This is a genomic window from Blastochloris tepida (genome assembly GCF_003966715.1).
Classification (GTDB): domain Bacteria; phylum Pseudomonadota; class Alphaproteobacteria; order Rhizobiales; family Xanthobacteraceae; genus Blastochloris; species Blastochloris tepida.
Window position 1 is genome coordinate 534,993 of the sequence record NZ_AP018907.1, and the last position, 13,522, is coordinate 548,514.

General features: G+C 67.4%; 10 protein-coding genes. 8 read left to right on the top strand and 2 right to left on the bottom strand.

What is annotated here, in order from left to right:
• Positions 1 to 95: 95 nt before the first annotated feature.
• On the bottom strand, positions 96 to 1,052 hold the full coding sequence (locus BLTE_RS02425) for an IS481 family transposase (protein ID WP_126396489.1): 957 nt from the start codon (positions 1,050 to 1,052) through the stop codon (positions 96 to 98).
• Between the two features lie 677 nt (positions 1,053 to 1,729).
• On the opposite strand from BLTE_RS02425, the gene BLTE_RS02430 reads away from it, so the two are divergent.
• Positions 1,730 to 1,939, top strand: a complete 210-nt coding sequence (locus BLTE_RS02430; protein WP_126397292.1) for a cold-shock protein — start codon at positions 1,730 to 1,732, stop codon at positions 1,937 to 1,939.
• A 392-nt stretch (positions 1,940 to 2,331) separates the two neighbouring features.
• The gene (locus tag BLTE_RS02435; protein ID WP_126397293.1) at positions 2,332 to 2,580 is read left to right on the top strand and encodes a hypothetical protein; all 249 of its coding nucleotides are present in this window, start codon (positions 2,332 to 2,334) and stop codon (positions 2,578 to 2,580) included.
• A 307-nt stretch (positions 2,581 to 2,887) separates the two neighbouring features.
• Here BLTE_RS02435 and BLTE_RS02440 read toward each other — a convergent pair whose 3' ends face one another.
• Positions 2,888 to 3,475 (bottom strand): TetR/AcrR family transcriptional regulator, encoded by a 588-nt coding sequence (locus tag BLTE_RS02440; RefSeq protein WP_160140487.1) that lies wholly within the window; start codon positions 3,473 to 3,475, stop codon positions 2,888 to 2,890.
• 213 nt (positions 3,476 to 3,688) lie between these two features.
• Here BLTE_RS02440 and BLTE_RS02445 point away from each other — a divergent pair, with 213 nt between their 5' ends.
• The 6 genes from BLTE_RS02445 (at position 3,689) to ftsH (ending at position 13,324) form a co-directional block, all read left to right on the top strand.
• Entirely contained in the window at positions 3,689 to 4,819 is a 1,131-nt protein-coding gene (locus BLTE_RS02445) for an efflux RND transporter periplasmic adaptor subunit (RefSeq protein ID WP_126397295.1), read from the top strand.
• Positions 4,816 to 7,905 (top strand): efflux RND transporter permease subunit, encoded by a 3,090-nt coding sequence (locus tag BLTE_RS02450; RefSeq protein WP_126397296.1) that lies wholly within the window; start codon positions 4,816 to 4,818, stop codon positions 7,903 to 7,905. The genes BLTE_RS02445 and BLTE_RS02450 overlap by 4 nt, the downstream gene beginning before the upstream one ends.
• A gap of 350 nt (positions 7,906 to 8,255) precedes the next feature.
• On the top strand, positions 8,256 to 8,762 hold the full coding sequence (pal, locus tag BLTE_RS02455; RefSeq protein ID WP_126397298.1) for a peptidoglycan-associated lipoprotein Pal: 507 nt from the start codon (positions 8,256 to 8,258) through the stop codon (positions 8,760 to 8,762).
• Positions 8,763 to 8,950: 188 nt separating this feature from the next.
• Positions 8,951 to 10,120 carry a tol-pal system protein YbgF gene (gene ybgF / locus BLTE_RS02460; RefSeq protein ID WP_244600084.1) on the top strand — a complete coding sequence of 390 codons (1,170 nt, stop codon included), beginning with the start codon at positions 8,951 to 8,953 and terminating at the stop codon, positions 10,118 to 10,120.
• Positions 10,107 to 11,180, top strand: coding sequence for a tRNA lysidine(34) synthetase TilS (gene tilS / locus BLTE_RS02465; protein WP_126397300.1), 1,074 nt, complete (start codon positions 10,107 to 10,109; stop codon positions 11,178 to 11,180). The genes ybgF and tilS overlap by 14 nt, the downstream gene beginning before the upstream one ends.
• 233 nt (positions 11,181 to 11,413) lie before the next feature.
• Positions 11,414 to 13,324, top strand: a complete 1,911-nt coding sequence (ftsH, locus tag BLTE_RS02470) for an ATP-dependent zinc metalloprotease FtsH (RefSeq protein WP_126397302.1) — start codon at positions 11,414 to 11,416, stop codon at positions 13,322 to 13,324.
• The last annotated feature ends 198 nt before the right edge of the window (positions 13,325 to 13,522 follow it).

Consider the following 13,522-nt stretch of genomic DNA (forward strand, 5'->3'; position numbering starts at 1 on the left):
TTTTCCGCACAAGTGGATACCGGTTGTGCGAAAGAAAATGCGACAAACCAGGAACTTAGAGCGCCCGATCTGATCCGGTCAGATCGGAGAGCGTTCTAGCTGTGGAGCCTCAACAGGTTGTCCTCGGTCAGACCGAGGCGGCTGATGGGTGTCTTGGCTTGCAAGCTACCATGGGGCCTGTGCCAATTGTAGCGATGCAGCCAGATCGGCAGCTCTGCGGCGCGCTGATCGGAGTGCAGATAAGCTTTGGCGTAGGCCCATTCGCGCAAGCTCGTTTGGACGAAGCGCTCGGCCTTGCCGTTGGTCTTGGGCGTATACGGCTTGGTGCGCAGGTGCTTGATCTCGAGTAGGCGCAGCGCCCTGGCATAGCGGAAGGAGCGGAAGCTGGCGCCGTTGTCGGTCATCACGCGCTGAACCTTGACGCCATGGGCCCTGAAGAAGCGCAGTGCATTGAACAGAAAGCGCAGACAGGACGGGCGCTTTTCGTCGGGCAGGATTTCCGAGTAGGCGACCCGCGAATGATCGTCGATGGCGAGATGCAGGCACTCCCAGCCGACCCCGCGGCTGTTGCTTTGCCCGCTGCGATCGCCGGTGATGCGGTGGCCCACCGTGTTGAACCGGCCGAGCTTTTTGATGTCGATGTGAATGATCTCGCCGGGATGCTGGCGTTCGTAGCGCCGGACCGGTTCGGCCGGCTCCAGGGCGCTGAGCTTGTTCAAGCCGCGCCGCCGCAGGATACGGCTGACGGTGGCCGGCGAGAGGCCGAGCTCGGCCGCGATCTGCTTGCCGGTGCAGCGCTGGCGGCGCAACGCCTCGACCGCAGCGCACGTGGCGGGCGCTGTTTGGCCTGGCGATGAAAGCGGCCTGGAGGAGCGGTCGCGCAAACCATCGACACCCTCGGCGCGGAAGCGCCCGACCCATTTGGCGACCGTCTTCGGCGTGGTGTTGTAGCGACGCGCGGCCTCGGCATTGGTCAGTCCGCCATCCACCACGGCGCCCACCATCACCTCTCGACCTTTCGGGGTCAGGCGAGCATTCTTGTGAGTGTCCATTCGGTCCTCCGCGAATCACTGACGTCTGGCGACATCAGCGTTCCCGGCCAGGGCCGAATGGACAACCTCCTGAAAGCCCACATCTAGGGCTTTTTCCGCACGAGCGGTTCCCGCCTTTGCGGCGAAGGTGCTGGGGTCCTTCGTCGGTGCCGCGGCCTATCCTGCAGCTTATACCAACGGCCCCAGATGCTGACGCGTGGGGCCGTTGACTCTCGCGGATTTTCTATTGGGAAATCAAAGATTTCGCGAAAATCCGCGACCGGAACCAACGGCCCGCGTTCGCGGCCGTTGGTATTATCCAATCGGATGCGGCCTGCGGCATCCGGCCGGGCCGGGAAAATGGTGCGCCCACTCCGATCGGCCGGCTGCGTCAAGGTGTTGATTTGATGGATTTTCCATCGCGAAGCCGGGAACAATTTTTTCGTTGAATGCTTTTACTTGCTCGCGATGGCGCGAACGGGAATTTTGCATGGTCATGAAAATGCGGTGCTCAGGTTGTTTTTCCTTGCCTTATCCAGGAGGCTCGTTTATAAAGCATCATCGAGCTTCGGCCAGACGACTTGGCCTCGCCGCGTGAAGCGCGCGTGACTGACGGTTCTTCTCCAAAATCTCGACCCAAGACCTACGTGCGGTCGCGCAAGCGTGCCGCCACTCTACTCATATCTAGGATTGAATACATGACGCAGGGAACCGTGAAGTGGTTCAACGGCCAGAAGGGCTTCGGATTCATCCAGCCGGATGACGGCACCAAGGATGTGTTCGTTCACATCAGCGCGGTCGAGCGCGCTGGCATGTACGGCCTCAATGAAGGTCAGCGCGTGTCCTTCGACGTCGTTGCCGACCGCCGGACCGGAAAGTCCTCCGCCGACAATCTGAAGGCGGCGTGAGGCGTTCTCCGGTCCGATGCAACGGATCGGATAAGCCAAGCCTTCGAGGCACCAAGCCTTCGACGCTCCGAGCTTCGGACGCTTCAAGCCTTCGAGACGACGCATTCAATTTCGCAACAGGGGTCTCCCCCTGTTGCAGGGAATACTCTGAGCGCAGCCCATCTGATCGGGATTTCGGCTGAACAGGCCTGAGATCCCCGCTGCGCCCCAGATGTCTCGTCAGCGAACGGGACCTTCGGGGGCGCATGTTTTCTTGGATCACGGCGTGATCCGTCGGAAACAGTTGGATTGCGGGGTTTGACCACGGATGTACTGGCAAATCTCGAGATTGAGCCTCGCGTCCGGCTTGCCGGACAGCGAGGTTTTTCTTTTTCAGCCATAAGGGCGCCAAGATGAACGACAGCCACCCGCAGAGTGCGGCGGCCCGGAAGGCCAATCGGCATTTCCGAAAGGAAGCGTCCGAGAGGGAAGGTGTGGCGGCTTTGGCCGAGTATCGGGCCGATCAGACCGCCCTCCTCGAAAAGACCGCGAGATTGCGCGAATTGCGCCTCGCACGGGATGCGGCCCTGCCGAAGCCCGCGCCGAAGGCCGCACCGAAGGCCAAGCGCAAGACGGTCTGCCGGGCATTGTCCTCGCGATAGCGGCGCGCCGGCGAGGGCGCAGCCGTCGCTGGAGATGCACGAGACCTGATACCAACGGCCCCAGACGCTGACGCGTGGGGCCGTCGACTCTCGTGGATTTTCTTTTGGGAAATCAGAGATTTCGCGAAAATTCCCCGACCGGAACCAACGGTCCGCGTTCGCAGCCGTTGGTATAACCCCGACACGCGGTCATGACGGCGGCGGGCCGCGCCCGTGCGTTCGGTCTGCTGCCGATTTCGGCCGATCTACGGTTTCCGGCTGACCAAGCCGTCGAGGCGCAGTCCGAAGAGATCGCCCGGAACGCCTGTCACTGCGGCGGGGGGCACTGCGGCTGGGGCAAAGCGCGGCAGTCGAGCAGCCGGTCGAGCGCGGCCAGAACGCGTTCGCGATCCTCGGGGCTGACCGGGCTGATGCCGAACATGTCGAGCGACATCAGCCCGTGCACCGCGAGCCAGGCGATGACCGAAAGTTCGGGACAGTCGCTGGCCTGCAGCATCGCCCATTCCTCCGCCGCCACCTTGCGCACTGGCTCCAGCAGGCTGGGATTTTCCGATATGGCGGCCAGCATGCCGCTGGCGACGTCGCGGCCGTGGCTGGCACAATGGGCGAGGTCGGAGGCGATGATGCAGCGGGCCTCGACATTGGGCCGGTGGGCGTTGGCGGAGCGCGAGGCCTCGCGCTCATTGACGCCATCTTCCACCATGCGCTCGATCATCGCCTGCAGCAGCGCGTCCTTGCTCGGGAAATTGTAGAGCAGGCCGCCCTTGCTCAGCCCGGCCCGTTCGGCCACCGCGTCCAGCGTCATCTTTCCGGCACCGATCTCGGCAACGATCTCGGCGGCCGCATCGAGGATGCGGGTTCGCGAGCTGGTTCGGGTGCGACGTTCGCCGGTCATTCGCAGGGGTGCTCCTTTCTGTACCGTCCGGACGGTTGGCCCTCTTGCGCTGCACCGTCCGGACGGTATATAAGCTACGACCATGACCGGCAGCGCCGCAAGAGCTTTTCGCCGGCCGGCCCGCGTCTCCGCCCTGTCCGGCGGTGCGGGTCCGGCCTTGCGGAGCCCGCCTCCCCCTTTTCCCCCGTCTTCCCCTTTCCCAAGTGTGAACTCATGAAACGGCGCATCGTCGTCTTCCTGGTGGCCTTTCTGGCGGTCGGCCTGTGTGGCGCGCTGGTGTGGTTCAATTTCTTCCGCGACAAGCTGATTGCCGACATCTTCGCCAACATGCCGCGGCCGGCGCAGACGGTGTCGGCGGCCGAGGTCAAGGCGACCACCTGGAGGCCGGGCATCGCGGCGATCGGCACCGCGCGGGCCGAGAACGGCGTGGAGCTCGCGGTGCAGATCGGCGGGCTGGTCAAGGAGATCCGGTTCCAGCCCAATCAGGCGGTCGAGAAGGGCAGCATCGTCGTCCAGATCGACGATGCGGTGGAGCGCGCCGACCTGATCGACGCCGAAGCGGCGGTCAAGCTCGGCGAATCCAACCTCAAGCGCACCGAGACGCTGCGCACGCGCGGCTTCGACACCGATGCGCAACTCGACCAGATGGTGGCGCAGCTCGCCGCCGCCCGCTCCAAGCTCGAACGCTACAAGGCGATCATCGACCAGAAGGCGCTGAAGGCGCCGTTCTCCGGCACCATCGGCATCGCCCGCATCAATCCCGGTCAGTATGTGCAGCCGGGCACGGTGGTGGCGACGCTGCAGAACCTCGACCAGATGAAGGTCGATTTCACCGTGCCCGAGCAGCTCGTCGACAAGGTGCGGATCGGCCAGCCGGTGCGCTTCGGCGCCTCCGAAAGCCGGCTCGACCGCACCGGCAGGATCATCGGCATCGATCCGCGCATCGACCCGCAGACCCGGCTGGTGTCGGTGCAGGCGCTGCTCGACGACAATCGCGACCGGGCGGTGGTCCCCGGCCAGTTCCTGCGCGTGCGCATCGACCTGCCGGACGAGCCCAATGTGGTGGTGGTGCCGCAGACCGCGGTGGTGACCAGCCTCTATGGCGACTACGTCTATGTGGTCGAGGAGACGGCGAAGGACGGCCAGCCGGCGCTCACCGTCAAGCAGGTGTTCGTCAAGGTCGGCCGGCGCGACGGCGGCCGCTCCGAGGTGCTGTCCGGCCTGATGCCGGGCGAGCGCATCGTCGTCTCCGGCCAGAACAAGCTGCAGGCCGGCGCGCCGGTCAAGATCGACAACACCATTGATGTCACCGGCATTCCGGTGCGGGATCCGGCGCGGCCATGAGCTTTACCGAACTCTTCATCCGCCGGCCGGTGCTGTCGGCGGTGGTCAGCCTGTTGATCATGCTGCTCGGCGCGCAGGGTCTGATGAACCTGCAGCTGCGCGAGCATCCCAAGATCGACGAGACCACCATCACCATCACCACCATCTACACCGGTGCGTCCGCCGACCTGATCCAGGGCTTCATCTCCGAGCCGATCGCCAAGGCGGTCTCCAGCGCGGAGGGCGTCGACTACGTCACCTCGCAGAGCCGCCTCGGCACCTCGAAGGTGTCGGTGCGCATGCGGCTGAACACCGACCCCAACGCCGCGCTGACCGAGGTGACCGCCAAGGTGCAGACGGTGCGCGCGCAATTGCCGACCGACGCCGAGGATCCGGTGATCGTCAAGGGCACCGGCCAGTCGATCGCCCTGATGTACCTCACCTTCGCCTCATCCGAGATGACACCGGAGCAGGTGACGGAATTCCTCACCCGCGTGGTGCAGCCGCGCTTTGCCACGCTGAACGGCGTCGGCTCGGCGGAGATCCTGGGCGGGCGCGAATTCTCGATGCGGGTGTGGCTCGATCCCATCCGCCTCGCCGCGCGCAATGTCACGGCGAGCGACGTGCTGGCGGCGATCCGCGCCTCGAACTTCCTCGCCGCGCCGGGCAAGACGCAGAACGAGTACGTCGCCTACGCCATCGAGATGCAGACGACGCTGCAGACGCCCGAATCGTTCGGCGCGCTGCCGATCCGCGCCTTGGGCGACCAGCTCGTGCGGCTGCGCGACGTCGCCGATGTCGCGCTCGGCCCCGAGAACACCGACACCAAGGTGAGCTTCAGCGGGCGCGAAGGCACCTTCATCGGCATCACGCCGGCGCCCGGCGCCAATCCGCTGTCGGTGGCGCGCGAGATCCATCAGGCGATCAAGGATATCCGGCCGACGCTGCCGCGCGGCATGACCGCCGAGGTGGTCTATGACGCCTCGAACTTCATCTCCGCCTCGATCAAGGAAGTGTTCTTCACCATTGGCGAGGCGGCGCTGATCGTCATCCTGGTCATCCTGCTGTTCCTGGGCTCGATCCGCTCGGTGATCATTCCGGTGGTCACCATTCCGCTGTCGCTGATCGGCGTCGGCCTCGTGCTGTTCATACTCGGCTATTCGATCAACCTGCTGACGCTGCTGGCGATGGTGCTGGCGATCGGCCTCGTGGTCGACGACGCCATCGTGGTGGTGGAGAATATCCACCGCCACATCGAGGAGGGACTCGATCCGGTCGATGCGGCGATCGTCGGCATGAAGGAGATCTTCAGCCCGATCGTGTCGATGACCATCACGCTCGCCGCGGTCTATGCGCCGATCGGCTTCACGCAGGGGCTCACCGGCACGCTGTTCCGCGAGTTCGCCTTCACGCTGGCCGGCGCGGTCATCATCTCCGGCATCATCGCGGTGACGCTGTCGCCGATGATGTCGTCCAAGCTCCTGAAGGCGCACGGCGGCCACACCGGCTTCTCCGGCTTCGTCGATCGCGTGTTCACCCATGTCGAGAACTGGTACGGCCGCCGCCTCAAGGGCTCGCTTGCCTACCGGCCGGTGACGCTCGGCATTGTGGTGGTGATGCTCGCCACCACCGCCTTCCTGTTCACCAAGACCCAGTCCGAGCTTGCCCCGGACGAGGACCAGGGCGCCTTCCTCGGTCTGGTCGAGACGCCGAAATACGCCACCGTCGACTATGCGCAGCGCTTCGCCGACGGCTTCCTCACGCCCGACGGCCGGATCCCGGAAGTGGTCGACACCTTCGCCATTCTCGGCATCGACGGCGGCGGCTCGGGCTTCATCGGCTTCAAGCTGAAGGAGTGGGACGAGCGCAAGGACCGCAAGGCCGAGGCGATCAAGCAGGACATCCAGAAGATGCTGGATGCCAATGCCGGCCTGCAGGCGTTCGTGTTCGCGCCGCCCTCGCTGCCGGGCACCGGCGACGGCCTGCCGGTGCAGTACGTGCTGCGCACCATCGGCGATGCGGCGCAGGTCTACGAGGTCGCCGAGCAGGTGCGCCAGAAGGCGCTGGCCACGGGCAAGTTCATCGTGGTGCAGAACTCGGTGTCCTTCGAGACGCCGCGGGCGCGCATCGTCATCGACCGCGACCGCGCCGCGGCACTCGGCGTGTCGGTGGCCGATATCGGCACCACGCTGGGCACGCTGGTGGGCGGCGCGTCGATCTCGAAATTCGACCGCGACAACCGCTCCTACGACGTCATCACCCAGGTCAACCAGATCGACCGCCTCAATCCGGAGCGGCTCGGCGAATACTATGTGCGGGCGGTGACCGGCGCGATGGTGCCGCTGTCGGCGCTGGTGCGCATCGACACCGATGCCTCGCCGGCGGCGATCGAGCAGTTCAACCAGCTCAATTCGTCGACCATCTCGGCGCTGCCGGTGCCCGGCGTCACCACCACCGAGGCGCTGCAGACGCTGCGCCAGGTGGCGGCCGGCCTCATGCCGGTCGGCTTCTACGAGGACTATGCCGGCCAGTCGCGGCTGGAGGTGCAGGAATCGAGCTCGATCGGGCTCGCCTTCGGCCTCGCGCTGATCGTCATCTATCTGGTGCTGGCCGCCCAGTTCGAGAGCTTCCGCGATCCGTTCGTGATCATGATGTCGGTGCCGCTGTCGATGTTCGGCGCCATCACCTTCCTCAATCTCGGCGTCGCCACGCTGAACATCTACACCGAGGTCGGGCTGATCACGCTGATCGGCCTGATCACCAAGCATGGCATCCTGATCGTGCAGTTCGCCAACGAGCTGCAGATCAGCAAGGGCCTGGACCGGATGGCGGCGGTGCAGGAGGCGGCGCGCATCCGCCTGCGGCCGATCCTGATGACCACGGCGGCGATGGTGCTGGGCGTGGTGCCGCTGCTCTACGCCTCGGGCGCGGGTGCGGCGGCGCGCTTCTCAATGGGCCTCGTCATCGCCACCGGCATGTCGATCGGCACGGTGTTCACGCTGTTCGTGGTGCCGATGTTCTACACCTTCATCGCCAAGGACAAACGGGTGGCGGCGAAGACGCCGTCGCCGATGCTGGCGCAGGGCAGCCCGGCGCAGCCGGTCTGATACGGTTTCCGGTTGATCCCTTCGGGATGCCGGAAACCGTATGATTCGCGAATCACACAGGATCCGCGGGCGTGGCCGATTCTCCGGCCGTGCCCGCGGATCGTGCATTTGCGGCCCGGACGCGTGGCCGAGTTGGTTTCGGGCGAGTCGGATTCGGCGAGGAACGTCAGCGGCTTCGCCATCCGCCATTAAGTCGCCGTTAACCCTTGCAAACAGTTCACGATCACGATCGGCAAATGCCGCTTTTTCGCCGCGCGGTGGAAAGGTTCCGTCAAGGTTGACGGATCATTCCTGAGTGCGACGGCCGCTCCTGCGTTGGCGGGGGCGGTTCACATAGGAGTCGAAGCGTCATGACGCGCACCCTGCGATCCCTTCGCACCGTTCGCTTCGCCGTCGCCATCGCGGCGGCCCTCTCTGCCGGCGCCTGCGCCACCAATCCCAATGGCGACCAGGCGGGCCTCGGCGGCGCCGGCATGGCCACGCCCGGTTCCACCCAGGACTTCATCGTCAATGTCGGCGACCGCGTGTTCTTCGAGACCGATTCGTCCGACCTGACGACGACCGCGCGCGCCACCCTCGACAAGCAGGCGCAGTGGCTGAACCGCTACAGCCGCTACAACTTCACCATCGAGGGCCACGCCGACGAACGCGGCACCCGCGAATACAACATCGCGCTCGGCGCCCGCCGCGCCCAGACGGTGCGCGACTATCTCACCGCGCGCGGCATCAGCTCTCAGCGCATGCGCACCGTGTCCTACGGCAAGGAGCGGCCGGTGGCGGTGTGCAACGACATCTCGTGCTGGTCGCAGAACCGCCGCGCGGTCACCGCGCTCGACGGCGCCGCCGCGGGCTCGTGAGGCCATCGCCGGCAGGGTGCAGGGGCCGGTGCGCGCACCGGCCCGCCGACGCCCTCTCGGAGATGCACGTCCCGCCGGGTGCGGCGGTGACGGCCGCCACAGGCGGGATGGCGCTGCCGCGGGTCACATTTTGGCCGTGGTCCGCCGGGTAATCTGCACGTGTCATGCCACAGCGAGAGTCGCCGTTCATGCGCGCAGGTTCGCGTGTCCGTAATCCGTTCGTCTTCGGGGTGTTCGCCAGCCGGGTGTTCTCCAGGGGGTTGACCGCCGCCGGGGTGGTGGCCGCGCTCGCTGTGGCGCCGGCCAGCGCCCAGTATGGCGACGGGCGCCCGCCCGCCGAGGTCGGCTCGCCGCTGGCGCAGCTGTTCGGCTCCCCGCCGCAGGCCGAGCCGCAGATGAACAGCGGCGATCTGGTGGTGCGGCTCAACCAGATCGAGGGTCTGGTCCGCCAGCTCAACGGCCAGATCGAGCAGCTCCAGTTCCGCAACCAGCAGCTCGAACAGAACCTCCGGCGCATGCAGGAGGACTACGAGTTCCGCTTCCAGGAGCTCGGCGGGCGTGGCGGCGCCGGCCGTCCGGCGACGCCGCCGCCCCAGCGCTCGCAGCAAAGTCCGGTTCCCGGCCAGAGTCCCGCCCAGGCGCCGCTTGGCACGCAGCGGCGCTCCGATGCGTTCGACCCTGCGGCCGATCCCACTGCGCCGGGCGCGCCGCGCTCGCTCGGCGGCGGACCGGGGCCGGTGGCCAGCGCGCCCGCCCAGGCCCTGCCGCCGATTCCGCCGGGCGACGGCCCGGTCGGGACCCCTGGCGGCCGCGAGTTCGGCCAGCCGCTCGATATCACCACGCTGGCGTCGCGGGCGGCGGCCGACCCCAGCCTGCCGCCGCCGCCGCCGCCGCCGGTGATCCCGCCGGCCACGCCCGGCCGCGCCGCATCCCAGCCGCCGGCCGCCCAGCAGGCGGCGCTGCCGCCGGGCGGCGGTTCGCCGCAGGCGGACTACCAGCGCGCCTACAATGCCGTGCTGCAGCAGGACCATGACGGCGCCGAGGCCGGCTTCCGCAGCTTCCTGCGCACCTATCCGCGCGACAAGCTGGCGCCCAACGCCACCTACTGGCTCGGCGAAAGCCTCTATCAGCGCCAGCGCTACCGCGACGCGGCCGAGCAGTTCCTCAAGATCTCCACAGACTTCCCCAACGCCCAAGTGGCGCCGAACGCGCTTCTGCGGCTCGGCCAGTCGCTCGCCGCGCTCGGCGAGCGCGAGGCGGCGTGCGCCACCTTCGTCGAGGCGGGCCGCAAGCATCCCGGCGCGCCGCAGAGCGTGCGCCAAGGGCTGGAGCAGGAGAAGAAGCGTGCCCGCTGCTGAGGCAGCGCCGCTCGACGCTTCCGAAGCCGCCCGCCTGTTCGCCCCGCTCGCCGGTCTTCCCCGGCTCATTCTCGCCATTTCCGGCGGTCCCGATTCCACCGCGCTCCTGGTGCTCGCTGCCGAGCAGCGCCGCACGGCACCCCGCTTCCCCGATCTCCTCGCCGTCACCGTCGATCACCGCCTGCGCCCGGAGGCCGAGGCCGAGGCCGAAGCCGTGGCGGGGCTCGCGGCCGGCCTCGGCGTGCCCCACCGCACGCTGGCCTGGCTCGGCGACAAGCCTATGAGCGGCGTGATGGCGGCGGCGCGCACGGCCCGCTACGGCCTCATCGCCGAAGCCGCCGCGGCGTTCGGGGCCTGCGACGTCGCCACCGCCCACACGCTGGACGATCAGGCGGAGACCGTGCTGCTGCGGCTCGCGGCGGGCTCCGGGCCGGCGGGGCTCGCGGCGATGCGGGCGGTCGAGCCGCGGGGGCTGATCCGCCTGCACCGGCCGTTCCTCGCCGTGGCCAAGGCGCGGCTGATCGCGACGCTGGCGGCGCGGGGCATCATCTGGAGCGGCGACCCCTCCAATGCCGACCCGCGCTTCGCGCGGCCGCGGCTGCGGGCGGCATGGGAGGCGCTGGCGCGCGAGGGCCTCACCGCCGGGCGGCTGGCCCGGCTCGCCGCCCGGCAGGCGCGGGCCGAGGCGGCGCTGGAGGCCGCCACCGACGCGGCCGAAGCGGCGCTGGCCGGGGCGGGGGCGGGCGGCGCTGTCCGGCTGCCGGTGGCGGAATTTGTCGCGCTGCCGGCGGAGATTTCGCTGCGGCTGCTCGGCCGGGCCATCGGCCGCGTCGGCACCGAGGGGCCGGTGGAGCTCGCCAAGCTCGAACGGCTGCACGACGCCCTTCACGAATACGTGCAGACATCGCGGCAACACGCCCCGGCGGGCGGGGAGACGTATCGTCGCACATTGGCCGGCGCGGTGATCAGCGTGACGCAGGGAGCCGTATCGATCGGACCCGCGCCGCCGCGGCGCGCCCGGAAGGCTGGCGTTAAGGAAGGGGCGCCAGAGTCCGGGTGACGAACGTTCGGGTAGACGGACGTTCAGTTTGGGACGTTCGGTTTGGGACGCTCAGGTTGCGGCAATTGCGTTCGGCCGAAGGGGCGCTTCCCTTGTGATGGCCGGGAGCGAGCCCTAGATTAGGTCTCAATTGCGCGGGACGCCTTGCCGATGGCGTCTCCAAGAATCGTGCGGAGCGGGGTACCGGTCCGGACAAGACGCGGGCGAACGCGATCGCGCCGCAGGGGAACCCGATGAACGGAAACTTTCGGAATTTCGCGCTCTGGGTCATCATCGTCCTGTTGCTGCTTGCTCTTTTCACGCTGTTCCAGAATCCGGCGCAGCGCCAGCAGGCCAATGAGATCCCGTTCTCGCAGCTTCTGGCGGAGATCGACCAGAACCGGGTTCGCGATGTGGTGATCGAAGGCTCGAACGTGACCGGTCATTTCAATGACGGTCGCGGCTTCCAGACCTATGCGCCCGACGATCCCGGCCTCGTGCAGCGGCTCTACACCAAGGGCGTGACCATCACCGCCCGGCCGCAGCAGGACACGCCCTGGTTCCTCCAGCTTCTGTTCTCCTGGCTGCCGTTCGTGGCGCTGATCGGCGTGTGGATCTTCCTGTCGCGGCAGATGCAGGGCGGCGCCGGCAAGGCGATGGGCTTCGGCAAGAGCCGCGCCAAGCTGCTGACCGAGGCGCACGGCCGCGTCACCTTCGAGGACGTGGCGGGCGTCGACGAGGCCAAGCAGGATCTGCAGGAGATCGTCGAGTTCCTGCGCGACCCGCAGAAGTTCCAGCGGCTCGGCGGCCGCATCCCGCGCGGCGTGCTCCTCGTCGGCCCTCCGGGCACCGGCAAGACCCTCATCGCCCGCGCGGTGGCCGGCGAAGCCAATGTGCCGTTCTTCACCATCTCGGGCTCGGACTTCGTCGAGATGTTCGTCGGCGTCGGCGCGTCGCGGGTGCGCGACATGTTCGAGCAGGCCAAGAAGAACGCGCCGTGCATCATCTTCATCGACGAGATCGACGCGGTCGGCCGTCATCGCGGCGCCGGCCTCGGCGGCGGCAATGACGAGCGCGAGCAGACGCTGAACCAGCTGCTCGTCGAGATGGACGGCTTCGAGGCCAATGAAGGCATCATCCTGATCGCCGCCACCAACCGGCCCGACGTGCTGGATCCGGCGCTGCTGCGTCCCGGCCGCTTCGACCGGCAGGTGGTGGTGCCGAACCCGGACGTGGTCGGCCGCGAGCAGATCCTGAAGGTCCACGTGCGCAAGGTGCCGCTGGCGCCGGACGTGAACCTGAAGACCATCGCCCGCGGCACCCCCGGCTTCTCCGGCGCGGACCTGATGAACCTCGTCAACGAGGCGGCCCTGATGGCGGCCCGGCGCAACAAGCGCATGGTCACCCAGCAGGAGTTCGAGGACGCCAAGGACAAGGTGATGATGGGCGCCGAGCGCAAGTCGATGGTGATGACCGAGGAGGAGAAGCTCCTCACCGCCTATCACGAGGGCGGGCATGCCATCGTCGCGCTCAGCGTGCCGGCGACCGATCCGGTGCACAAGGCCACCATCATTCCGCGCGGCCGGGCGCTGGGCATGGTCATGCAGCTGCCCGAGCGCGACAAGCTGTCGATGAGCTACGAGCAGATGACCTCGCGCCTCGCCATCATGATGGGCGGCCGGGTCGCCGAGGAGCTGGTGTTCGGCAAGAACAAGGTCACCTCGGGCGCGCAGTCGGACATCGAGCAGGCGACGCGTCTGGCCCGCATGATGGTCACCCGCTGGGGCTTCTCCGACCAGCTCGGCACGGTGGCCTATGGCGAGAACCAGGACGAGGTGTTCCTCGGCATGTCGGTGTCGCGCCAGCAGAACATCTCCGAGGCGACCGCTCAGACCATCGACAAGGAGGTCCGGCGGCTGGTCGAGGAGGGCCACAGCGAGGCGACCCGCATCCTGAACGAGCGGCGCGACGCGCTGGAGGCGCTGGCCAGGGGCCTGCTCGAATACGAGACGCTGAGCGGCGATGAGATCAAGAACCTGCTCGACGGCAACCCGCCGGTGCGCGACGTCGAGATCGAGCCGGCCCAGCCGCGCTCCTCGGCCATCCCGCGCCGGCCGCGCCCGAAGGGCGGCGAGGGCGAGCTGGAGCCGCAGCCGCAGGCTTGAGGCACTGCCGATCAACGAAAACGGCCGGAGGGACACCTCCGGCCGTTTTGCTGTTGGGGGTCATACCAACGGTCGCGAACGCGGACCGTTGGTTCCGGTCGCGGATTTTCGCGAAATCTCTGATTTCCCAAAAGAAAATCCGCGAGAGTCAACGGCCTCACGCGTCAGCGTCTGGGGCCGTTGTTATCAGTTGGGGCT